Here is a 23,552-nt window from a genome sequence, read left to right on the forward strand (position 1 = left end):
TGCCCCCCGCTGGTGTGGCCGGCGTGTCCCGGGCTCGTGACCCGCTGGCTGTTACCGCCGCTGGCTCGGGTGTTTCCGGGGCTCGTGGCTCGCTCGCGGTGCCCCCCGCTGGCGTGGCCGGCGTGTCCCGGGCTCGTGACCCGCTGGCTGTCATCGCCGCTGGCTCGGGTGTTCCCCGAGTTCGTGGCCCGCTCGCTGTGCCCCCCGCTGGCTCAGGTGCCGGGATCGCGCTGGTTCGCGGCGGCTGGCCCGCGGCGGTCACCGCGGCATCCGGTGGCACGCAGGCCCTGATCGCGCGAGCGACGCGTGGCTCCGAAACGTCCCCCGTGGTAGCCGCTCCGCCTCCCGCAGTCGTCGGCGCACCCGCGTCGTCGGTGGCGACCGCCGCCGGCACCCAGATGGAGGTGGCCGGATGCTGACCTCACTGGTTCTCGCACAGGCGATCGACCAGAGCACGTCGACCGGAGAGGCGGTCGCCTTCTGGATCCTCGGGCCCATCGCCCTCCTCGGCGCGCTCGGGCTGATCTTCGCCCGCAGCGCGGTCCACTCGGCACTGTTCCTCGCGATGACGATGTTCTCGCTCGCCGTGCTGTACATGGTCCAGCAGGCGCCGTTCCTGGGCTTCACCCAGATCATCGTCTACACCGGCGCGATCATGATGCTGTTCCTGTTCGTGCTGATGCTCGTCGGCAGGGAAAGCTCCGACTCGGTGGTCGAAGTCCTTCGTGGACAGCGGCTCTGGGCCGGCATCCTCGGCATCGGCATCGCGGGGCTGATCGTCACCGGGCTGCTGAACGCGCTGTCGAACGTCAGCCCGGCACCCGCGCCCAACGGCACCGCGGGCGGTCTCGGCCGGCTGGTCTTCACCACCTACCTGTTCCCGTTCGAGCTCACCTCGGCGCTGCTGATCACCGCCGCGCTCGGCGCGATGGTGCTGGCGTTCAACGAGAAGCGCGGCCGTCGCACGCAGAAGGAGCTGGTCGAGGCCCGGTTCCGCGGCGAGTACGAGCGGATCTCGCCGAAGCCAGGCCCCGGTGTCTTCGCGACCTCGCACTCGGTGACGACTCCCGCCCTGCTGCCCGACGGCACGGTCGCGCAGGACTCGCTGTCCGCGATCATCGAGTCCACGCCGACCGCCCAGCTCGAAGCGGAGCGGAAGTTCGTGGAGGGCAAGGAGCCACACCCGGACGCGCACGCGCTGACCGGTTCGGAGGAGAAGAAGTGACTCCCACCTACTACCTGCTGTTGTCGGCCCTGCTGTTCTCCATCGGCGCCGTCGGCGTGCTGGTGCGGCGGAACGCGATCGTCGTGTTCATGTGCATCGAACTGATGCTCAACGCCGTGAACCTGTCGCTGGTCACGTTCTCCCGCATCAACGGGAGCCTCGACGGGCAGGTGATGGCGTTCTTCGTCATGGTCGTGGCCGCTGCCGAGGTCGTCGTGGGCCTGGCGATCATCATGTCCATCTTCCGGACCCGGCGCTCGGCCTCGGTCGACGACACGAACCTGCTCAAGTACTGAGGGCTAGGAGCTAGAGAGTGACTGCATCATCGTGGCTGCTGGTCGCGTTCCCAGCTCTGGGCGCGCTGATCCTGCTGGCCGGCGGCAGGCGGACGGATGCGTGGGGGCACCTACTCGGTTGTCTCACCGTCATCGCGTCCTTCGTGTACGGGCTGGTGCTGTTCTTCGGCAGTGACGGCAAGCCCGCCGACACGAAGATCTATTCGTGGTTCCCTGTCGGCAACCTGTCGATCGACTTCGGCTTCCGGATCGACGCGCTTTCGCTGGTCTTCATACTGCTGATCACCGGTGTCGGCTCGCTGATCCACATCTACTCGATCGGCTACATGGCCGACGACCCCAACCGCCGCAAGTTCTTCGGCTACCTGAACCTCTTCGTCGCCTCGATGCTGGTTCTGGTGCTCGGCAACAACTTCATCGCCCTCTACCTCGGCTGGGAAGGCGTCGGTCTGGCGTCCTACCTGCTCATCGGGTGGTACACCGACCGGCCGTCGGCCGCGACCGCCGCGAAGAAGGCGTTCCTGATGAACCGGGTCGGCGACGTCGGCCTGGCCGTGGCGATCTTCCTGATGTTCAAGTACCTCGGCACGGTCAGCTACGCCGGTGTGTTCGCCAACATCGGTAGCGCCCCGCCCGGCGTGATCACCGCGATCGCGATCCTGCTGCTGCTCGGTGCGTGCGGTAAGTCCGGCCAGTTCCCGCTGCAGGCGTGGCTTCCGGACGCGATGGAAGGCCCCACTCCGGTGTCGGCCCTGATCCACGCCGCGACGATGGTGACCGCCGGGGTCTACCTGGTGGCCCGGTCCAACCCGATCTTCAACGAGACCGCGAGCGGACGGCTGATCGTCACCCTAGTCGGCGCGGTCACGCTGTTGATCGGGTCCATCATCGGCTGCGCCTACGACGACATCAAGAAGGTGCTCGCCTACTCCACGGTGAGCCAGATCGGTTACATGATGCTGGCCGTCGGGCTCGGCCCGTTCGGCTACGCGCTGGGCATCATGCACCTGCTGACACACGGCTTCTTCAAGGCAGGACTCTTCCTCGGCGCCGGGTCGGTCATGCACGGCATGAACGACGAGGTCGACATGCGGAAGTTCGGCGGGCTCTACAAGCGGATGCCGATCACCTTCGTCACCTTCGGGCTCGGCTACCTCGCACTCATCGGGTTCCCCTTCCTCTCGGGCTACTTCTCCAAGGACGCGATCATCGAGGCCGCGTTCGGCCAGGAAGGCTGGCGCGGCTGGGTGTTCGGCCTCGCCGCCATGCTGGGCGCGGCGCTGACCGCGTTCTACATGACGCGACTGGTGCTGATGACCTTCTTCGGCAAGGAACGCTGGAAGGACATCAAGTCCACCGACGGCCGGGACTTCCACCCGCACGAGTCGCCCGCCGTGATGACCGTTCCGATGATCATCCTGGCGATCGGCTCGGTCGCAGCCGGCGCCTTCTTCTCCCTCGGAGACCGGCTCTCGACGTGGCTCATGCCCTCCCTGGGTGAGCTCGGCGAGGCCGAGCACACCGCGATCCCGCACTCGCTGATCCCATGGATCACGGTCCTCCTTTCCGCACTCGGCGTGCTCGTGGCATGGCTGGTGGTCGGGCGGCGCGACACCCCGGTCGAGCGGCCGGAGAACGTGTCCGCCGTGGTCCGGGCGGCCCGTCGCGACCTGTACGGGAACGCGCTGAACGAGTCGCTGGTCGCGACACCCGGGATGTGGCTCACCCGGTTCTCGGTCTACCTGGACAGCCGCGGCGTGGACGGCGCTGTCAACGGCCTGGCCGCCGCACTCGGTGGCGGGTCAGGACGGCTCAGGCGCCTGCAGACCGGTTTCGTCCGCTCCTACGCACTTTCGATGTTGGCCGGTTCGTTCGTGCTGGTCGCGGCCCTGCTGTTGGTGAGGTTCTCATGACCTGGGTACTGGCGCTCATCCTGTTGCCGCTGGTCGGCGCGCTGGTCCTGTGTGGCCTGCGGAAGAACGACCGCACGGCGATGGCCGTCGGGCTGGCGTTCTCGATCGTCGAGTTCCTGCTGATGATCCCGATGTGGGCGACCTACCACCCCAGCGGCGACCGCCTGCAGCAGACGACGTCGATGGACTGGATCCCGACCTTCGGCATCCACATCGCATTCGGCATCGACGGCATCGCGTTGATCATGATCGCGGTGATCACCTTCCTGGTGCCCATTGTGATCGGCGCCCTGGGCACCGCGGACAAGTTGCCCGAGGGCCGCAGCGTCGGCGGTTACCTCGCATTGATCCTGGTGCAGCAGGCGCTGACCATCGCGGTGTTCGCGGCGATCGACGTGTTCCTGTTCTACGTGCTGTTCGAGATCATGCTGATCCCTATGTACTTCCTCATCGGCGGCTACGGCGGCGCGAACCGGCAGTACGCGGCGGTCAAGTTCTTCCTGTACTCCTTCCTCGGCGGTCTGATCATGCTCGCGTCGGCGATCGGCGCGTACTCGATCTCCTCGGACAAGCTGGGCAAGGGCACGTTCGACTGGGCCACGCTGGTCACGGTCGTCCGGGACGCGCCGACCGGCACGCAGATCTGGCTGTTCCTCGGCTTCTTCCTCGCGTTCGCGATCAAGGCGCCGCTCGTGCCATTCCACACCTGGCTGCCGGACGCGGCCGGTGAGGCTCCGATCGGGGTCGCGGTGCTGATCGTGGGCGTGCTGGACAAGGTCGGCACCTTCGGGTTCCTGCGCTACTGCCTGCCGATGTTCCCCGCAGCCAGCAAGACGCTGGCGCCGCTGGTGCTGATCCTGGCCGTGATCGGCGTGCTCTACGGCTCGATCCTCGCGGCGGGACAGCAGGACATGAAGCGTTTCGTGGCTTACGTGTCGATCGCGCACTTCGGGTTCATCGCGCTCGGCATCTTCGCGTTCACCCAGCAGGCCACCGTCGGCTCGGTGACCTACATGCTCAACCACAGCCTCGCGACCGGGATGCTGATCGTCGTGCTCGGCCTGGTCATCGCGCGCGGCGGCTCGACGCGGATCTCGGACTACGGCGGTATGTACAAGGTGACTCCTCTGCTGGGCGGCATGCTGCTCATCGCGGGTCTGTCCACGTTGTCCTTGCCGGGTACCAACTCCTTCGTCAGTGAGTTCCTGGTGCTGCTGGGCTCGTTCGAGACCCAGCCGGTCTACGCGATCCTCGCGTCGGTCGGCATGGTGCTCGCCGCGGCCTACGTGCTGTGGCTGTACCAGCGCGTCATGACCGGACCTGTCCGGGGCAACGCGCTCGTCGGCGCCGGCGGAGGACCGGGCACGGCCATCGCGCCCGAGCTCGGCGCGAAGAAGACCATCCGGGATCTGGGAGCCAAGGAGCTCGCGATCCTGGTTCCCATGGTCGTGCTGATCATCGGCCTCGGGTTCTATCCGAAACCGGTGCTCGACACGGTCGGACCGTCGGTGCAGGCCACGCTTTCGGCCGTGCAAGGAGGGCACTGAAAGTGATCCACGTGCTGGCCCAGCAAGGGCAGATCGCTATGCCGCAGGTCGAGTACGCCGCGATCCTGCCGGTGCTGATCGTGCTCGCGGCGGGGTGCGTCAGCGTGCTGTTCGAGGCGTTCTTGCCACGGCACATGCGCTGGCCCGGACAGGTCGTGCTGAGCCTGCTGGCGCTCGTCGCCGCCGGCATCTCGCTGGCCGTCTACGTCAGTGGCTCCCCCAAGGCAGGGCTCACGACCCTGGCAGGCGCGATCTCGGTCGACAAGCCCGCCCTGTTCCTGTGGGGCACGCTGCTCGCACTGGCGCTCGGCGCGGTGTTGCTGATCGCCGATCGTTCTGTCGAGCCCGGTGGTGCCTTCGTGGCACAGGCGTCGATCCGTCCCGGCACGTTCCAGGACCGTGCGCAGGTCGGGTCGACCGGGATGCAGACCGAGGTCTTCCCGCTGACGTTGTTCGCCCTCGGCGGCATGATGACCTTCTGCGCGGCGAACGACCTTCTGACAATGTTCATCGCGCTCGAGGTGCTGAGCCTGCCGCTCTACCTCATGTGTGGTCTCGCACGGCGTCGTCGCCTCCTTTCCCAGGAATCGGCGGTCAAGTACTTCCTGCTCGGTGCCTTCTCCTCGGCGTTCTTCCTCTACGGCCTCGCTTTGCTCTACGGCTATGCGAACTCGGTCAAGCTGGCCGATATTGCCAACGCTGCGGCGGGGTCGGACCGCTCGGACACGCTGTTGTTCGCCGGGATGGGCCTGCTCGTGGTGGGCCTGCTGTTCAAGGGGTCGGTCGGGCCCTTCCACACCTGGACGCCGGACGTCTATCAGGGCGCGCCGACGCCGGTGACCGCATTCATGGCGGCTTGCACGAAGGTGGCCGCGTTCGGTGGGATCCTGCGGGTGCTCACAGTCGGCTTCGAGTCGACGAGCTGGGAATGGCGCGGGGTGCTGTGGGCGGTCGCAATCGTCTCGATGGTCATCGGCGCGATCCTCGGCCTGACGCAGACCGACGTGAAACGCATGATCGCCTACTCGTCCATCGCGCACGCCGGGTTCCTGCTCGTGGGCACGATCGCGATGACCGAGCAGGGGCTTTCGGGGACGTTGTTCTACCTCCTCGCCTACGGGTTCACGACACTCGCCGCGTTCGGTGTGGTGTCGCTGGTGCGCGACTCGTCCGGTGAGGCGACACACCTCTCGGCCTGGGCCGGCCTGGCGAAACGTTCGCCGGTGCTGGCGGGCGTGTTCACGTTCCTGTTGCTCGCCCTCGCCGGCATTCCATTGACCAGTGGGTTCGTCGGGAAGTTCGTGGTGTTCTCGGCTGCGCTGCAGGACGGGATGGCACCGCTGGTGGTGATCGCGCTGGTGTTCAGTGCGGTCGCGGCGTTCTTCTACCTGCGAGTGGTCGTGCTGATGTACTTCTCGCAGCCGGCGACGGACGGCCCGACAGTGAGCGTGCCCGGCGCGTTCACGACAGCGGCGATCACGCTCGGCGTGATCATCACACTGCTGCTCGGCGTGGTCCCGTCATTCGCACTCGGATGGGCCGGGGCGGGCACGTTCGCCTTCTGATCGCTCGGACGCCTGCGCAACGGGTGTCCACGCCGGTTATCGCCGGGGTGGACACCCGTTTGCCATCATGGGGGAGGCTTCGGCCCGCCCGGTTCCGGAATGGACGCACTGAGCAGACAGATCACGTCGTCATACGAGCAGGCGTGACGATGCACTGACTGCACCTCGCATTGGCAGCTTTCTCCGACAGCTGCGCGGAGGCGACGCAGCTTCAGCGCGTGGCGCTGCGCGATCCCGTGGCTGCGGGCCTCGTTCAGTTCGAGTCGGACGAGCCGGTTCTGAGCACGACGGCCCATTATCGACGGTTCAGTCATCGGTTGGTTCTCCCTTCGGTTCTGCGTGCTCGAGAGTCACAGCTCGAGCGTGCCCCGGCGGCGACAGGCGTGGGGAACCGAATTGAATTCTGGGGATAACAGAGAGGCATGTGGACAACCTCGGTGTTCGGCGAGGTTGATGCTTGCGGAAAGCTGCGGTTTGCGGGAAGGTCGGATTCGGGTCGGTGGTGGGGTTGCGAACGTGAGTGGACGGCCGGGCCGGTGGTGGCCGGCGGCCGACACAAGCGGATGCCGACGGGCATTCGATTGTGGGAAACCATGGTGTGGCAGGAATATTGCCGGTTGATTCCGAGAATGCGGGTGGTCGAAAAGACGTCAAGATCGCTGGCTGCGAGGAAGGTGTCGCCAGGCAAGCCGTGCACGCGGAGGCTGGGAAAGCGGGTCCGAAAGGAGGTGGTGATAGCTAGGTAGCGTGGAGTGCTAGGAAGCGACGGGTGTCGAGGCGATGGTGTGACGGCCGGTGGACATTTCGCGGCTGTTGCTGATCAGCTCTTCCGCGATTTCGTCTACACAAGCGGTGAGGGTGGAGTCGGTGGACTCCTCCGCCAGGGAGTCGAGCAGCCAGGACCGCCATGCCCCGACCAGGCGGGTGAACGTGTCGGTGCCTAGACCGGTGAACCGGTAATGCCCGTCCGCTTCGGACAGATAGCCGAGAGTCAACAGGTGGGTTGCGGTGGGCTCGAAAATGCCTGCAGGGACGATGGTTTCCTCCGCGATCTCCTGCAGTGTGGCGTTTCCGTCGTCGACGCTGTTGCGGTAGATCTGCACCAGCAGCCAGCCCTGTGCATAGGTCAGCTGCACCCCGGAGCGAGCGAGGATCGCCGGGCCGGGGTCACCCTTTTGCTGGCGCCACAGGCTCGCGACCACCTTCTCGAGCTCCTGGCGCGAGTCGCCGGTACCGGGTTCGGAGAAGCCGCTGTTGCTGGAGGCCACCGCCTTCGTCGCGTCGCGTAGTGGGATCTCCTTCAGGAACAGGGCCACGACAAACGAAAGGATGCCGATTGGGGCGGCTAGGAGGAACATTGTGTGAATAGCGTCCACATAGGATGGAACCGTTGGTACCACGGGTAGTCGGCTGGTGAAGATAGTGCCGAACACCGCGACGCCGAACGAACTTCCCAAGGTTCGCAGGAAGCTCACTCCAGAGGTCGCGACGCCCAGGTCCTCGTAGTCGCTGGTGTTCTGCACGACGATCGTCGGCACTTGCATGCAGCATCCGAGCCCCAGTCCGAGCACGATCATGTACCCGGAGGTGACCCAGAAGCTCGTTCCGACATCGAGCGTGGACATCAGGAACAGGCCGGCCGTCATGATCAGCGAGCCCACTACCGGGAAGATCTTGTACCGGCCGGTGCGACTGATCACGTTGCCGCTGAGCATCGCCGTGATGAGCAGCCCGACGACGAGCGGCAGCATCCGCAACCCGGACTCGGTCGCGCTCGCGCCCTGTACCCGCTGCAGGTAGGTCGGCAGATACGTGATGCCGCCCAGCATTGCGAAGCCCACGACAAAACTCAGCACACTCGCCACCGTGAACACCCGGCCGCGGAACAGGCGCATCGGCAGCATCGGTTCCTCGGCACGGAGCTCGACCAGCACGAACAGCACCAGCAGCACGATCGAACCGACGGCCATCCCGATGATCGTCGGGGACGTCCACGGGTACTCGGTCCCGCCCCAGCTGGTGACCAGTGTCAGGCCGGTCGCCGCCAGTGCGATCAGCAGGATGCCCAGGTAGTCGATTCGCGGGCGGGTCGTGCTCTTGACGGCCGGCAGGGCGGCCGCGGCGATCAGCACGACGACGACGCCGAGCGGGATGTTCACATAGAACGCCCACCGCCAGCTGAGCTGGTCCACGAACAGCCCGCCCAGCAGGGGGCCGGCGACCGTCGCGACACCGAACATGGCGCCGATCGCGCCCTGGTACTTGCCTCGTTCCCGCAGCGGCACGACGTCGGCGATCACGGCTGACGATGTGACCATCAGGCCGCCGCCACCGAGGCCCTGTACGGCCCGAAACGCGATCAGCCAGACCATCGAGTCGGCCCAGCCGGAGAAGAAGGAGCCCACCAGGAACAACAAGACGCTTGCGAGAAAGGCCTTCTTGCGACCGAACAGGTCCCCGAACTTGCCGATCAGCACTGTCATGATCGTCTCGGCGAGCAGGTACGCCGTGACCACCCAGGACAGATGGTTCGCGCCGCCCAGATCAGCGACGATCGTCGGTAGCGCGGTCGAGACGATGGTCTGGTCGAGCGCAGCCAACAGCATCCCGAGCATGATCGCCGCGACGATGGTGTTCTGCCTCTTCCTGCTGGTCACAGCCGGAAGGCTAATGGCGCGCAACCCCGTCGGACGGGCTCCTCACCCGATGGTGGGCGCCGAGTTGTCACGTTCGTCACCCAGGCCCTTGCCCAGCGGCTCTCGGTGCCGTCCTGGCTTGCCATTACGCTGGTGAAGACCGCAACGGAGTGCGAGAGGGCAGGGGAACGTGTCGGTTCAGAGTGGCACCATCGAGGATCTGCGCGCGAGCGTGGGCCTCCGGATCGCCGATGAGCAACTGCTGCGCACGCTCGCCGGCGGGCTCGCCGATGTCGAGAACCTCCTGCGCGAGACCGCCCGCAGCGAGGTCAAGGCCGTGAACGACGCCGCATCGCACCTGGTCGAGGCGGGTGGCAAACGTTTTCGTCCGATGTTCACCCTGCTCGCCGCCGAGTTCGGCGAGGGCAACCACAAAGGGGTCGTGACCGCGGCCGCGGCCGTCGAGCTGGTCCACCTGGCCACGCTGTACCACGACGACGTCATGGACGAGGCCACGATGCGCCGCGGTGCGCAGAGCGTGAACGCGCGCTGGGACAACACCGTTGCGATCCTGACCGGGGACTTCCTGTTCGCGCACGCGTCACGGCTCGTCTCCTACCTGGGCACCGACGCAGCGCGGATCATCGCCGAGACCTTCGGTGAGCTGGTCACCGGCCAGATGCGGGAGACGGTCGGTCCTGATGTCGGCGAGGACCCCGTCGAGCACTACCTGAGCGTGATCGCGCAGAAGACCGGCTCGCTCATCGCGACCGCGGGTCGCTTCGGCGGCATGGTCTCGGATGCGAAACCCGAGTACATCGAGGCGCTCACTCGCTTCGGCGACATCATCGGGACCGCCTTCCAGATCTCGGACGACATCATCGACATCGCCTCCCCGTCGGACGAGTCCGGCAAGACCCCGGGCACCGACCTGCGGGAGGGCGTGCGCACCCTGCCGATGCTCCTCGCGCTGGCCGACCCCGACACCGACCCGCGGCTGGTGGAGCTGCTGGCCGGCCCGATCGCCGAAGATGCCCTGGTCGAAGAGGCCCTCGACCTGCTGCGGGCCTCCAGCGGGCTCGACCGCGCCATGGTGACGCTCTCCGACTACGCTCGTCGCGCGAGGGTGGAGTTGTCCGCGCTGCCCGCTTCGGTCGCGCGCGACGCGTGTGAGTCCGTCGCCGACTATCTCGTCGCGCGGACGCGTTGATCTGACTCCGCCGCGTCATGAGTGCGCCGCTTGGGTGTCACTGACAGTGGTAGTGGTGCGGTTGGGAAAGAAAGGACAGCGCGGATGTCCATCTTCGGGCAGGTGTGGCTGTGGAGCGCCGCGGCCTTCGTGGTCGGTGTACTGCTGACCTGGTTGCTGCTCGTCCGGCCTGCACAGGCGCGGAGCCGTGCTCTCCAGCGCCGGCTCGAGGCGGCACAGGCTGCCGCCTCGGAGCGCCAGTCCGCGAACGCCATGCCGACGCGCACCTTCGGCAACGACTCGGCCGCGCGGCTGCACGAGCCCACACCCGTGACCGAGCACCTTCGGCCGCTCGAGGAACCCGGGCCCGTCGCTGCGTCCGAGCCGAACTGGTACGACCGGGACAGCTTCGATGGGCGGATGCCCGACGAGTCCTCGTTCGAGCCGGAGTCGGACGCCGAGAAGACTTCAATTTTCAGGCCGCACCAGATGCCCGAGCACGGCTCGTTGTTCGACTCGAACGCTGAAATCGAGCGCGGGGCATTGTTCGACTCGAACGCGGAGGTCGAGCGGGGAGCCTTGTTCGACGCGGACGCGGAGGTCGAACGGGGGGCACCCTTCGATCCGAACGGGCCGGCCGAGCGTGGCTCGCTGTTCGGGCAGGAGGCCGAGGCCGGGCGCGGGCATCGGTACGCACCTGAGGCCGAGCCGGAGCACGGGTCGCAGTTCGGCCAGGAGACCGCTGACGGGCGCGGGCATCGATACGCAGCTGAGGCGGACGGCGAGCAGGAGCAGCACCGTTCGCTGTTCGGGCAGGAGGCTGAGCCGGAGCGCGGGCATCGGTATGCGCCCGAGCCGGAGGCCGAGGTCGAGCGTGGCTCGCTGTTGGGGCAGGAAGGTGGGCTCGAGCGCGGGGCATTGCTCGGGGAGCAGGCGGAACCTGAGCACGGGACGCCGTTCGGGCAGGGCGCTGGGCCGGACCATGGGGCCTCCTTCGGGCAGAAGGTAGAGCCCGAGCGTGCGGCCGCCTTCGGGCAGGAGACCGAGGTCGAGCGTGGGTCGCTGTTCGGACAGCAAGCAGAGTCCGAGCGCGGGGCGTTGCTCGGGCAGGGAGCCGGGGCCGAGGATGCGTCGTTTGCCCAGCGGGGCGAGCATGCGGCGTTCGGGCAGGGTGCCGAGACCGACGATGCACCTTTCGCACAGGGAACCGGCCGTGCGGCATTCGCGCAGGGAACCGGGGCCGGCGATGCGGCATTCGCGGAGGGAACCGAGGCCGCTGACGCGCCTTTCGGACAGGGGGCTGGGGCCGGCGATACGTCTTTCGCGCGGGGCCCCGAGGCTGACGACGTGTCTTTCGGACAGGGCACCGAGGCCGGAGATGTCTCCCATACGCGGGGCGCACCGGTCGAGGGGACGTCTTTCGCGCAGCAAAGCGCGCCCGAGGATGCTTCGTTCGGGCGAGGTGCTGAGCAGGAGCAAAGCGGCTTGGTGTTCGGGCAGCAGGCTGGGGCTGAACGTGGCCACCGGTACGCGCCCGAGCCCGAGGCCGAGCAAACTTACGGCTCGCACGCGGCTGCCGAAGACGAGCCGCCGGCTTACGCGTTCGGTGGTGGAGAACCCGAGTCGCCGGTCGAGGAGGAGAAGGCCACCGAGACGACCGCCGTTCTGCCCAAGCGCCAGCCGCGCTCGACGCCGCCCAGCAGCTTCGAGCCGCCGCGTCCCTCGATGCGGTCGATCGAGCGTCGCGAGCCCGTGGTGGACGAAGGTGGCCGCAGTGGTTCGCTGTTCGAACCCACCGTGCGCCGCAACACTGCCCCGGGCTCCCATGCCGCGCCCGAGCCGGCGCCAGCTCCTCCGCCGCCTGCCCGCGCCCACGTGTCTGACCGCAGCGTCCCGCCTGGGCCCTTCGGCCCGGGGTCGGCGATGCCGCGTCCGGGAGGCGGCCGCCCGTCCGACGAGTTCGAGGTCAAGGCGAGCGTGACGGCTCTGCGTTACTGCACCGAGGAATCGCCGCAGTTCAACCGGATGGTGGCCGAGGTGTGGTTCCGCTCCGCTGCGGACGCCGAGCGCGTTGGATTCCGGCCGCTGGGCTGACACTGGGATTTCGGCCCAGTTTGGAAGCCGCCGGTCCGGGTCCTGGAGGGGATCGGAGGGGGCTCCTGAACGGCGGGGAGCGGGTTCTGGCCCGAGGCGTGGACGAGACGGGCGGTGCTGGAAGGTCGGACTGACCGGTGCTCTGACAGACGGAGTCCGGCCGCGGACTTGAAGGAACTGGGGAGACTGACCGGTGCTCTGACAGACGTGGGGTCCGGCCGCGGATTTGAAAGAACTGGGAGACGGACTTTGCGTCTGTCCATTGTGGTGGAAGGCGATGGGGCCCGGCCGCTGTTGTGAAGGACGGGTGGGGCTGACCGCCGTCGTGGAGGTTGGGTCGGTCCCCGTTCTGGAAGATGTGGGGGACCGGCCCGCCGCCTTGAAAGGCCTGGGGGACTGGCCGCCGTGGTGAAGGGTGTTGGGGGAACGGTCCCGTTCGGAAAGACGTGCGGACCGGCCCTGTGAAGGACGTCGGGGATCTGTCCACTGTGGAAGCCGACGGGACGGCCGCGGGCCTGAAGGACGTCGGGGGTCTGTCCACTGTGGAAGCCGACGGGACGACGACGGGACGGCCGCGGGACACTAGCCCCATCGTGAAGACGTCGGAGTCCGGCCGCCGTCGCGAAACACGTGAACCGGCCCCTGCAACAAAAACGACGAAAGCCGGCCCCCCGCGTGGGTGGGCCGGCTGTCGCTGCCTGGGTCAGGCGATGACTGTCCAGGTGTCCTTGCCGGTGAGCAGGGACTGCAGGTTCGGCGCCTTCGCGGTGCGGGCGTCCTCGACCTGGGCGCGGGCCTGGTCGTCGTAGGTGGGGCGGGCCACTTGGCGGAAGATGCCCGTCGGGGTGTGGTTGAGGTTCTGGTCGCCCAGCCGGGACAACGCGAAGGCGTAGGCGGTATCGGTGATGCCCGGGTCGTGGACGATCACGTTGTCCTCGCCGATCTCGGACACCTTGCCGACCTCGAAGCCGCCCCAGCCGGTGGTCGTGACGCCGAACTCCTGCTCCGGGCCGAAGCGGATCGGCTCGCCCGCGCGCAGTGGGATGAGCCGGGTGGCGGCTTCGTCCTTGTCCTTGAGGACGTCGAAGGCGCCGTCGTTGAAGATGGGGCAGTTCTGGTAGATCTCGACGACTGCGGAACCGCGGTGTTGCGCCGCGGCGGTGAGCACCTCCGTGAGCCCGGCTTTGTCGCTGTCGAGGGCGCGGCCGACGAACGTGGCCTCGGCGCCCAGGGCGAGGGACACCGGGTTGAACGGGGTGTCGACCGAGCCCATCGGGGTGGACTTGGTGACCATGCCCTGCCCGGAGGTGGGCGAGTACTGGCCCTTGGTCAACCCGTAGATCCGGTTGTTGAACAGCAGGATCTTGATGTTCACGTTGCGGCGCAACGCATGGATCAGATGGTTGCCGCCGATGGACAGTGCGTCGCCGTCGCCGGTGACGACCCATACCGACAGGTCCGGCCGGGTGGTGGCCAGGCCGGTGGCGATCGCGGGGGCGCGGCCGTGGATGGAGTGCATCCCATAGGTGTTGAGGTAGTACGGGAACCGCGAGGAGCAGCCGATGCCGGAGACGAACACGATGTTCTCGCGCTTGAGCCCGAGTGTCGGCAGGAACGACTGGACGGTGTTGAGCACGACGTAGTCGCCGCAGCCGGGGCACCAGCGGACTTCCTGATCAGACTTGTACTCCTTGGCCTTCTGCGTCTCGTCCGTGTGCGGGACGAGGTCGAGGCCACCAGGTACCGGCAGTCCGAGGTCGGTGGCGGTCATGCGGGCACAACCCCTTCGATGATGTCGGTGAACACGTGTTGCAGCTCTTCGGCCTTGAACGGCAGGCCGGCCACCTTGGTGTAGGACTGGACGTCGGTCAGGTACTTCGCGCGCAGCAGCATCGCCAGCTGGCCGAGGTTCATCTCCGGCACCACGACCTTGTCGTAGGAGGCCAGGATCGCCCCCAGGTTCTTGGGGAACGGGTTGAGGTTGCGCAGATGCGCCTGCGCGATCGGCATCCCGGCCTTGCGCACCCGGCGGCACGCGGCGCCGATCGGGCCGAACGTCGAGCCCCAGCCCAGCGCCAGCACGCGCGCCTTGCCACCGGAGGGGTCATCGACCACCAGGTCGGGCACCTCGATGTTGTCGATCTTGCGTTGGCGCAGCCGGACCATGTGGTCGTGGTTGTCCGGGTCGTAGGAGATGTTGCCCTTGCCGTCGGCCTTCTCCAGCCCGCCGATGCGGTGCTGCAGCCCCGGCGTGCCCGGGATGGCCCACTCGCGGGCCAACGTCTCCGGGTCCCGCACATACGGCCAGAACTCGTCCGACCCGTCCTGCGCGTTCGGCTTCGACGCGAACTCCACCCGCAGGTCCGGCAACGTCGAGATGTCCGGGATCAGCCACGGCTCGGAACCGTTCGCGTTCGCCCCGTCGGACAGGATCAGCACCGGGGTGCGGTACTTCAACGCGATCCCGACCGCTTCCAGCGCGGCGCCGAAGCAGTCACCCGGCGACTGGGGCGCGACGATCGGCACCGGCGACTCGGAGTTGCGCCCGAACATCGCCTGCAGCAGGTCGGCCTGCTCGGTCTTGGTCGGCAACCCCGTCGACGGGCCGCCGCGCTGCACGTCGATCACGATCAGCGGCAGCTCCAGCATCACACCCAGACCGATGGTCTCCGACTTCAGCGCGATCCCCGGACCCGAGGTCGACGTGACACCCAGCGCACCGCCGTAGGAGGCGCCCAGCGCCGCACCGATCCCGGCGATCTCGTCCTCCGCCTGGAAGGTGAGCACGCCGAAGTTCTTGTGCCGGGACAGCTCGTGCAGGATGTCCGAGGCCGGGGTGATCGGATAGGTCCCCAGCAGCACCTTCAACCCCGACTGCTGTCCCGCCGCCACGATTCCGTAGGCGAGCGCGGTGTTGCCGGTGATCTGCCGGTACGTGCCCGGCGCCAGCTTGGCCGGGGCCACCTCGAACGTCGTCACGAACGACTCGGTCGTCTCGCCGTAGTTCCAGCCCGCGCGGAACGCCAGGATGTTCGCCTCGGCGATGTCGGGCTTCTTCGCGAACTTCTCCCGCAGGAACGCCTCGGTGCCCTCGGTCGGCCGGTGGTACATCCACGACAACAGCCCCAGCGCGAACATGTTCTTACACCGCTCGGCGTCCTTCTTGCCCAGACCAGTGTCCGCCAGCGCACCCTGGGTCAGCGTCGACATCGCGACCTCGTGCACCTGATACGCCGAGAGCGACTCGTCCTCCAGCGGATTGGCGTCATAGCCGACCTTCGTCAGGTTCCGCTTGCTGAACTCGTCGGTGTTCACGATCAGCGTCCCCTGGTGGGGCAGGTCCGCCAGGTTCGCCTTCAACGCCGCCGGGTTCATCGCCACCAGCACGTCCGGCCGGTCGCCCGGGGTCAGGATGTCGTAGTCCGCGAAATGGACCTGGAAGGACGACACACCAGGGATCGTGCCCTGAGGCGCGCGGATCTCAGCCGGGAAGTTCGGCAGCGTGGCCAGGTCGTTCCCGAACGCGGCAGCCTCCGAGGTGAACCGATCACCCGTCAACTGCATGCCGTCACCGGAGTCACCGGCGAAGCGAATCACCACCCGGTCCAGCTTGGAGATCTCGGTCTGACGGGTTGCCGACAACGCACCGTTGCCATTGGCACTCGTGCTCATAGGTCAGGGAATCCCTCTCTCCAGGCCTGCCGTGTCTGCGATGACACCTTCCGCCGGGCGCACCTCTGCCGATACCTCTACCTTACTTTGCATTTTGGGCGGCCGTCCCATGGTGTGACCCGGCTTACCTGCTACTCGATGGTAACGGTTACTTTCCGCTGCTGATCCTGGCCTGCATCGCACTCAGCCGGTGGCTGAACTCCGGCGATGCGAGTGACTCCACCTGGGGCCCGAGCTCAGTCTCCACCGCATCCGCGTGCTCGGTAAGAGGCAAGGTCAGCCGCATCGACCGCTTCGTCGTGAGTACCAGATCCCGGGGTGCGGCCGCAGCCGGCGCGGCCAGTTCGAGCGCGGCGGCCAGTAACTCTTCGTGAGTACCATCGACTGTCCGCATGGTGAGACCGGCCTGCTCCGCCCCGGCGGCGTCGAGCGACTGGCCGAACAAGGTCATCGCCCGTGCCCGCTGTACCCCGACCGCGCGCTGCAGCATCCAGGTCATGCCCCCGCCCGGGTGCAATCCGAGCTCGAGGAACCGGGGGATGAACTTCGCCCTCGGCCCGGCGAGGCGGACGTCCGCGGCGAGCGCGAGGTTCAGACCGGCGCCCACGGCTGCCCCGCCCACCGCGGCGATCGTCGGCAGCGCGCACCGCGCCACCGCGAGGAAGCCCGCGTAGACCGCGCGAAGCCCTTGTTCCCGTGCCTCGCCCAGCGCACTCAGGTCCGCGCCCGCGCAGAACGCCGGCGGCGTACCGGTCACGATCAGCGCGTGGACGTCGCTGTCCTGCTCGGCGTCGGCCACCGCGCTCGCCAGGTCCGCCGACAGCGCGAGGGTGAGCGAGTTGCGCCGTCCGGGAGCGTCGACGGTGATCACGGCGACCTTGCCCACGCGTTCGGCCAGAATCTGTTCGGTCATGCCGACCATCATGTCCCTGGCGTCGGCGGGCGCTCCAGCAGCCTCGACAGCACGACGGTGGACACGGTCCGGTCGATGATCTCCAGCCCGCGCAGCCGTTCCAGCGCCGTCTCGAGCTGGTGGATGTCGGCGGCCCGCAGGTGCACGATCGCGTCCGCCGCGCCCGTCACCGTGTAGGCGGCCACCACCTCGGGCAGCGGTTCCAGCCGGGCGCGGATGCGCGCGGGCGGCACGTTGCCGCGGCAGTGGACCTCGACGAACGCCTCCGTGCCCCGGCCCAGCGCCTCCGGGTCGACCACCGCGGTGAAGCCGCGCAGCACCCCGGTCTCGAGCAGGCGGTCCACCCGCCGTTTCACCGCGGGCGCGGACAGGCCGACCACCTTGCCGATCTCGGCGTAGCTGGACCGCGCGTTGGTCACCAGGCACGAAACGATTCGCTGATCTAACGGGTTCACACGCAATGTTTAGCAGGTATGAGCGCAAGGAGCCGCGATTGATTGTCGCTGAATCGAGCCATACCGTAGGTTCATGACTCCTCGGGTGCCGCTGACCCGCCGCTACCTCATGTGCCCGCCGCGGTACTTCGCGGTCGACTACGCGATCAACCCCTGGATGGACCCGAGTCGCCCGGTCGACGTGCAGCGCGCGCTGGCGCAGTGGACCGCGCTGCGCGACACCTACCGCCGCCTCGGGCACACCGTGGAGGAGATCGAGCCGCAGCCCGGCCTGCCCGACATGGTCTTCGCCGCGAACTCCGGCACCGTGATCGACGGACGGGTCCTCGGCTCCCGGTTCCGCGCGCCGCAGCGCGTGCCCGAGGCCGATCACTACCGCCGGTGGTTCGTCGAGCACGGCTACCGCGACGTGGTGATGCCGTCGCGGATCAACGAGGCCGAGGGTGACTTCGCGTGGACGGGTCGGATGATCCTCGCCGGCACCGGCTTCCGGACCGACCCCGAGGCACACGGGGAGGCGCAGGAGATCCTCGGCGTGCCCGTGTTGTCACTGCGTCTGGTGGACCCGCGCTACTACCACCTCGACACGGCGCTGTTCGTGCTGAGCGAGGCGACCGAGTCCGCAGCCGCCCAGATCGCGTACTATCCGGAAGCCTTTTCCGTTGGCTCACAACGGGTTCTGGCGCGCCTGTTCCCCGACGCCGTGCTCGCCGGTGCGGCGGACGCGGAGTGCTTCGGGCTGAACGGGGTGTCCGACGGGCGCAACGTGGTGTTGCCGGTCGAGGCGACCGCGCTCGCGAAGCGGCTCGCCGAGCGGGGCTACGAACCCGTGTTCGCCGACATCTCCGAGCTGCGCAAGGCAGGCGGCGGTCCTAAGTGCTGCACGCTGGAGATTCGCAAGTAACGAGATGACGTTCGGGTTGGTCGAATAATTTCCCTCGTGCCACAAGGGTTTTCGGCCAAGCCGAAGACGATGTCTCATTTCGAGATCGGAGCTGTTCGGCTCGGTCCGGCTTTGTAACAACACTCCTGAACTCCCCGAATCAGGGGTGTACGCACGCCGCGTCCGGGAGCCGAGGAGCCGATTGCCGATGACCACCTGCCGACTCTGCGGTTCGACGAACATGGAAAGTGTCGTCGATCTGGGCGCGACTCCGCCCTGTGAGCGATTCCTCACTGTAGAGCAGCTGGCCGAGCCGGAGATCACGTATCCGTTGCATTTGCAGGTCTGTACCGACTGCTGGCTGGCGCAGATCCCGCCGCTGATCACGCCCGAGGACACCTTCACCGAGTACGCGTACTTCTCGTCCTTTTCGGAATCCTGGGTCGAGCACGCGCGCAGGTTCGTGCGGGACGCGGCCGAACGGGTCGGACTCGACGAGAGCTCGTTCGTCGTCGAGGTCGCCAGCAACGACGGGTATCTGCTCCGGCACGTTGTGGCACAGGGGATTCCCTGCCTGGGCGTCGAACCTTCGGTGAACGTCGGGCAGGCGGCCCGCGACGGCGGGGTGCCGACGCTGACCGCGTTCCTCAGTCCGGAGACCGGCGCGGCCGTCCGCGCGGAACACGGCCCGGCGAACCTCGTCGTCGCCAACAACGTCTACGCGCACATTCCCGACGTGATCGGGTTCACGCAGGGCCTGCGTGCGCTGGTGGCCGACGACGGCTGGGTCTCGATCGAGGTGCAGCACCTGCTCACGCTGATCGAGAAGACCCAGTACGACACCATCTACCACGAGCACTTCCAGTACTACACGGTGGAATCGGCGCGGCAGGCGCTGGCGACCGGCGGTCTGTCGCTTGTGGACGTCGAGCTGCTGCCGACGCACGGCGGGTCGATCCGGCTGTGGGCGCGGCCTGCGGAGGTCGCCGGTGCGCCCTCGCCGCGGATGGTCGACGCGCTGGCCGCGGAGAAGGCGGCCGGGCTGCACGAGCTCGCCGGCTACACCGAGTTCGCCGCCAGGGTCGCCCGGGTGCGCCGTGACCTGCTGAAGTTCCTGGTCGCGGCCGCCGAGGAGGGCAAGACGGTCGTCGGCTACGGGGCGCCGGGCAAGGGCAACACGCTGCTCAACCACTGCGGCATCCGGCCGGACCTGCTCGCCTACACGGTCGACCGCAACCCGTACAAGCACGGCCGGTACACCCCCGGCACCCGGATTCCCGTGCTGCCGCCGGAGCGCATCGCCGCCGACCGGCCCGACTACGTGCTGGTCCTGCCCTGGAACCTCCGGGCGGAGCTGTCCCAGCAACTGTCCTATGTGGAGGAGTGGGGCGGGAAGCTGGTGTTTCCCATCCCGCACCTGGAGATCGTCGAGGGGAAATCGTCGTGAAGGTCGTCCTGTTCTGCGGGGGATACGGCATGCGGATGCGCAGCGGTAGCGCCTCCGACGTCCCGAAGCCCATGGCCATGGTCGGGCCCAGGCCGCTCATCTGGCACGTGATGCGTTACTACGCGCATTTCGGCCACCGGGAGTTCATCCTGTGCCTCGGCTACGGCGCGCACCACATCAAGGACTTCTTCCTCAACTACGAGGAGACCACGTCCAACGACTTCGTGCTGCGCGGGGGCAAGGCGCGGCTGTTGTCGACGGACATCTCCGACTGGTCGATCTCGTTCGTGCAGACCGGAATCGAGTCGCCGATCGGGGAGCGGTTGCGGCGGGTGCGCGAGTACCTCGACGGCGACGAGATGTTCCTCGCCAACTACGCCGACGTGCTCACCGACGCGCCGTTGGCGACCATGATCGAACGGTTCGAGAAGGCCGACGCGGGTGCGTCGATGATGGTCGTGCCGCCGCAGTCGTCCTTCCACTGCGTGGAGATGGACGAGGGCGGCCTGGTCGGCTCGATCACCGCGGTCAGCGAGATGCCGCTGTGGGAGAACGGCGGGTACTTCGTGCTCCGCCAGGAGGTCTTCGACCACATCCCGGAGAACGGCGACCTGGTCGCGGACGGCTGCGGCGAGCTCGCCAAGCGCGGGCGCCTGCTGGCCTATCCGTACCGCGGCTTCTGGAAGCCGACTGACACGGTGAAGGAGCGCTTCGCGCTCGACGAGGGCTATACGCGTGGCGAGCGGCCGTGGGCGTTGTGGGAGAACGACCGAGTCGTGGCGAGCATCGCGTGATCAGCCTGGGGGCCGGCCGCCTGCGCAGTCTGGCGGTGCTGGGGGCGCACTGCGACGACATCGCGATCGGCGCGGGCGGCACCCTGCTGACGATCTGCTCCGCCCGGCCGGGCCTGCGGGTGGACGCATTGGTGCTATCGGGCGGTGGCAGCGAGCGGGAAGACGAGGAACGCGCCGCGCTCGCTGCCTTCTGCCCGGATGCCCGGCTGTCGGTGACCGTGCTCAAACTGCCCGACGGCCGGTTTCCCGCGCACTGGGACGACGCGAAGTCCGCGCTGGAGGAGCTGCGCGGGCGGACCGACCCGGATGTGCTGTTCGCGCCACGCGCCGACGACCTGCACCAGGATCACCGCGGGCTGGTGAAGCTGGTGCCGACCGCGTTCCGCGACCACCTGGTGCTCGGCTACGAGATCGTCAAGTGGGACGGCGACCTGGCGAGGCCGAACGCCTACCAGCCGCTCACGCCGGTGCTGGCCGAGCAGAAGGCCGACCTGCTGCAGGAGCACTACGGCTCGCAGCGCCACCGGCCCTGGTACGACCGCGAGGCCTTCCTCGGACTGGCCAGGATCCGCGGGATCGAGTGCAACTCGCGCTACGCCGAGGCCTTCCACCTTTCCAAGCTGACTCTCGGACTAGAGGAGGGCTGACCGATGCGCGTTCTGCTCACGGGACACCAGGGGTATCTGGGCACGGTGATGGCGCCGGTGCTGGCGCAGGCCGGGCACGAGGTGGTCGGCCTGGACGCGGGGCTCTTCGCGGGCTGCCTGCTGGGGCCACGGCCGCAGGACCCGCCGGGCCACGAGATCGACCTGCGCGACGTCACGCACGAGCACGTGTCCGGGGTGGACGCGGTGATCCACCTCGCCGCCCTGTCGAACGACCCGCTCGGCGCGCTCGCGCCGGAGCTGACCTACGACATCAACCACCGCGCGGCCGTCCGGCTGGCCCGGCTGGCTCGGGATGTCGGGGTGCGGCGCTTTCTCTACGCCTCGACCTGCTCGGTCTACGGCGCTTCGGGCGGGGACGGACTGGTCACCGAGGACGCGCCGCTACGCCCGGTCACGCCGTACGCGGAGTCGAAGGTCCGGGTAGAGGACGACGTGCACCAGCTCGCCGACGACCACTTCACGCCCGTCTACCTCCGCAACGCCACCGCGTTCGGCTACTCACCGCGGCTGCGGGCGGACATCGTGCTGAACAACCTCGTCGGCCACGCGATCCTGACCGGCGAGGTGCGGGTGCTCTCCGACGGCACGCCGTGGCGGCCGCTCGTGCACGCCAGGGACATCGCGCACGCCTTCGCCGCGGCACTGGTCGCGCCGAAGGAAGCCGTGCACGACAAGGCGTTCAACATCGGCACCGAGCGCAACAACGTGACCGTCGCCGAGATCGCCGGCGAGGTGGCCGAGGCGGTGCCCGGCTCGCGGCTGGTGATCACCGGCGAGGCCGGTGCCGACCCGCGCTCGTACCGGGTGGACTTCTCTCGTTTCCGTGCGGCGGTTCCCGGGTTCGGTTGCGAGTGGACCGTCAAGGCCGGCGCGCTGGAGCTGGTCGAGGCGTACCAGAAGTTCGGCCTGACGCAGAAGGACTTCGAGGACCGCTTCACCCGCCTGGCGTGGCTGAAGCACGGCGTTCCCGTCGACGAGACCCTGCGGCGCCGATGACCGCCGGCGAGGAGATGCACGCTCTGGTGGAGCGGCTGTACCCGTTGTGCCGCAGCATCACGGGCGACGGGGTGCGCCGCACGCTGGAGATCGTCTCCGAGTACCTCCCGCTGGAGACCTTCGAGGTGCCGACCGGCACCGAGGTCTTCGACTGGACCGTGCCGCAGGAGTGGAACATCCGCGACGCCTACATCGCGGACGCGAGCGGCAGGCGGGTCGTCGACTTCCGCGAGTCGAACCTGCACGTCGTCGGCTACAGCACGCCGGTCGACGCCCGGATGACGCTCGAACAGCTGCGCCCGCACCTGCACACGCTGCCCGAGCAGCCGTCCCTGGTGCCGTACCGGACCAGCTACTACTCCCCGAGTTGGGGGTTCTGCCTCGCCCAGGAGGCGCTGGACCGGCTGCCCGACGGCGAATACGACGTCCGCATCGACTCCACTGTGGACGATGGGCAGCTGACCTACGCGGAGCACGTCGTGCCGGGACAGGTCACCGACGAGGTGATCGTCTCATGCCACACCTGTCATCCGTCGCTGGCCAACGACAACCTGGCCGGCATCGCGGTTGCGGCGTTCCTGGCGCGGGAGCTGAAGAACCCTTGGTACACCTACCGCTTCCTGTTCATGCCGGGCACGATCGGCGCGATCACCTGGCTGTCGCGCAACGCCGAGCGGATCGACAAGGTCAAGCACGGCCTGGTGCTCGCCTGCGCGGGCGACTCCGGGCAGCTGACGTACAAGAAGAGCCGCCGCGGGGACGCGGAGATCGACCGCGTGCTGCAGTACGTCTTGCGCGGGCGCACGCATGAGGTCGTCGAGTTCTCGCCGTACGGCTACGACGAGCGCCAGTTCTGCTCGCCCGGCTTCAACCTCGGCGTCGGGTCGCTCTCGCGGACCCCGTACGCGCGTTACCCCGAATACCACACCTCCGGCGACAACCCCGCCTTCGTGCTGCCGGAGGCGATGGAGGACACCCTCGCTGTCTGTCGCGACGCGTTCGCCGTGCTCGACCGCAACCGCCGTTACCTGAACCTGAGCCCGTACGGCGAGCCGCAGCTCGGCAAGCGCGGGTTGTACGACTCGCTCGGTGGCCGCAGTGACGCCAAGCAGGCGCAGCTGGCGATGCTGTGGGTGCTCAACCTCGCCGACGGCGAGCACAGCCTGCTCGACGTCGCCGAACGGTCCGGCCTGCCCTTCGACTCCGTCGCCGGTGCCGCGCACGCGCTGCACCGCGCCGAACTGATCAAGGAGTAGGGG

18 protein-coding genes are annotated in these 23,552 nt (G+C 67.9%); 13 read left to right on the forward strand and 5 right to left on the reverse strand.

Annotated features, from left to right (window positions below):
- Positions 1–412: 412 nt before the first annotated feature.
- Genes LWP59_RS02360 through nuoN form a run of 5 tightly spaced genes read left to right on the forward strand, consistent with a single transcriptional unit; the run spans position 413 to position 6,546 of the window.
- Positions 413–1,225, forward strand: a complete 813-nt coding sequence (locus LWP59_RS02360) for an NADH-quinone oxidoreductase subunit J (protein ID WP_186383376.1) — start codon at positions 413–415, stop codon at positions 1,223–1,225.
- A complete protein-coding gene (nuoK, locus tag LWP59_RS02365) occupies positions 1,222–1,521 on the forward strand; it encodes an NADH-quinone oxidoreductase subunit NuoK (RefSeq protein ID WP_144642077.1) in 300 nt (99 codons plus the stop codon). Before LWP59_RS02360 ends, nuoK begins: the two co-directional genes overlap by 4 nt.
- A gap of 17 nt (positions 1,522–1,538) precedes the next feature.
- A complete protein-coding gene (nuoL, locus tag LWP59_RS02370; RefSeq protein WP_144642078.1) occupies positions 1,539–3,434 on the forward strand; it encodes an NADH-quinone oxidoreductase subunit L in 1,896 nt (631 codons plus the stop codon).
- Positions 3,431–4,981 carry an NADH-quinone oxidoreductase subunit M gene (locus LWP59_RS02375; protein ID WP_144642079.1) on the forward strand — a complete coding sequence of 517 codons (1,551 nt, stop codon included), beginning with the start codon at positions 3,431–3,433 and terminating at the stop codon, positions 4,979–4,981. Before nuoL ends, LWP59_RS02375 begins: the two co-directional genes overlap by 4 nt.
- Positions 4,982–4,983: 2 nt before the next feature.
- The gene (gene nuoN / locus LWP59_RS02380) at positions 4,984–6,546 is read left to right on the forward strand and encodes an NADH-quinone oxidoreductase subunit NuoN (RefSeq protein WP_144642080.1); all 1,563 of its coding nucleotides are present in this window, start codon (positions 4,984–4,986) and stop codon (positions 6,544–6,546) included.
- A 755-nt stretch (positions 6,547–7,301) separates the two neighbouring features.
- On the opposite strand, the gene LWP59_RS02385 is transcribed toward nuoN, so the two are convergent.
- Positions 7,302–9,161, reverse strand: a complete 1,860-nt coding sequence (locus LWP59_RS02385; RefSeq protein WP_186383377.1) for an MDR family MFS transporter — start codon at positions 9,159–9,161, stop codon at positions 7,302–7,304.
- 211 nt (positions 9,162–9,372) lie between these two features.
- Between LWP59_RS02385 and LWP59_RS02390 the strand changes: the two genes are divergently transcribed.
- Positions 9,373–10,392: a polyprenyl synthetase family protein gene (locus tag LWP59_RS02390; protein ID WP_144642083.1), complete on the forward strand. Its 1,020-nt coding sequence runs from the start codon at positions 9,373–9,375 to the stop codon at positions 10,390–10,392.
- Between the two features lie 84 nt (positions 10,393–10,476).
- Positions 10,477–12,465 carry a sunset domain-containing protein gene (locus tag LWP59_RS40855; RefSeq protein ID WP_373299706.1) on the forward strand — a complete coding sequence of 663 codons (1,989 nt, stop codon included), beginning with the start codon at positions 10,477–10,479 and terminating at the stop codon, positions 12,463–12,465.
- Positions 12,466–13,168: 703 nt separating this feature from the next.
- Here LWP59_RS40855 and LWP59_RS02400 read toward each other — a convergent pair.
- From LWP59_RS02400 to LWP59_RS02415, 4 genes are all read right to left on the reverse strand, one after another.
- Positions 13,169–14,236: a 2-oxoacid:ferredoxin oxidoreductase subunit beta gene (locus LWP59_RS02400; protein WP_144642084.1), complete on the reverse strand. Its 1,068-nt coding sequence runs from the start codon at positions 14,234–14,236 to the stop codon at positions 13,169–13,171.
- Positions 14,233–16,137 (reverse strand): 2-oxoacid:acceptor oxidoreductase subunit alpha, encoded by a 1,905-nt coding sequence (locus LWP59_RS02405; protein WP_144642085.1) that lies wholly within the window; start codon positions 16,135–16,137, stop codon positions 14,233–14,235. Before LWP59_RS02405 ends, LWP59_RS02400 begins: the two co-directional genes overlap by 4 nt.
- 148 nt (positions 16,138–16,285) lie before the next feature.
- The gene (locus LWP59_RS02410; protein ID WP_144642086.1) at positions 16,286–17,050 is read right to left on the reverse strand and encodes an enoyl-CoA hydratase; all 765 of its coding nucleotides are present in this window, start codon (positions 17,048–17,050) and stop codon (positions 16,286–16,288) included.
- An 8-nt stretch (positions 17,051–17,058) separates the two neighbouring features.
- Complete coding sequence (locus LWP59_RS02415) at positions 17,059–17,505, reverse strand: Lrp/AsnC family transcriptional regulator (protein ID WP_144642087.1); 447 nt, start codon at positions 17,503–17,505, stop codon at positions 17,059–17,061.
- 73 nt (positions 17,506–17,578) lie between these two features.
- Here LWP59_RS02415 and ddaH point away from each other — a divergent pair, with 73 nt between their 5' ends.
- The 6 genes from ddaH to LWP59_RS02445 all read left to right on the forward strand — a co-directional run bounded on the left by ddaH (position 17,579) and on the right by LWP59_RS02445 (position 23,549).
- The gene (gene ddaH / locus LWP59_RS02420; protein WP_229857963.1) at positions 17,579–18,409 is read left to right on the forward strand and encodes a dimethylargininase; all 831 of its coding nucleotides are present in this window, start codon (positions 17,579–17,581) and stop codon (positions 18,407–18,409) included.
- A 187-nt stretch (positions 18,410–18,596) separates the two neighbouring features.
- The gene (locus LWP59_RS02425) at positions 18,597–19,835 is read left to right on the forward strand and encodes a class I SAM-dependent methyltransferase (protein ID WP_144642088.1); all 1,239 of its coding nucleotides are present in this window, start codon (positions 18,597–18,599) and stop codon (positions 19,833–19,835) included.
- On the forward strand, positions 19,832–20,629 hold the full coding sequence (locus LWP59_RS02430; RefSeq protein ID WP_144642089.1) for a sugar phosphate nucleotidyltransferase: 798 nt from the start codon (positions 19,832–19,834) through the stop codon (positions 20,627–20,629). The genes LWP59_RS02425 and LWP59_RS02430 overlap by 4 nt, the downstream gene beginning before the upstream one ends.
- On the forward strand, positions 20,626–21,276 hold the full coding sequence (locus LWP59_RS02435; protein ID WP_144642090.1) for a PIG-L deacetylase family protein: 651 nt from the start codon (positions 20,626–20,628) through the stop codon (positions 21,274–21,276). The genes LWP59_RS02430 and LWP59_RS02435 overlap by 4 nt, the downstream gene beginning before the upstream one ends.
- 3 nt (positions 21,277–21,279) lie before the next feature.
- The gene (locus tag LWP59_RS02440) at positions 21,280–22,293 is read left to right on the forward strand and encodes an NAD-dependent epimerase/dehydratase family protein (protein WP_144642091.1); all 1,014 of its coding nucleotides are present in this window, start codon (positions 21,280–21,282) and stop codon (positions 22,291–22,293) included.
- Positions 22,290–23,549, forward strand: a complete 1,260-nt coding sequence (locus LWP59_RS02445) for a DUF4910 domain-containing protein (RefSeq protein WP_144642092.1) — start codon at positions 22,290–22,292, stop codon at positions 23,547–23,549. The genes LWP59_RS02440 and LWP59_RS02445 overlap by 4 nt, the downstream gene beginning before the upstream one ends.
- The last annotated feature ends 3 nt before the right edge of the window (positions 23,550–23,552 follow it).

This window comes from Amycolatopsis acidiphila (assembly GCF_021391495.1).
GTDB lineage: Bacteria > Actinomycetota > Actinomycetes > Mycobacteriales > Pseudonocardiaceae > Amycolatopsis_E > Amycolatopsis_E acidiphila.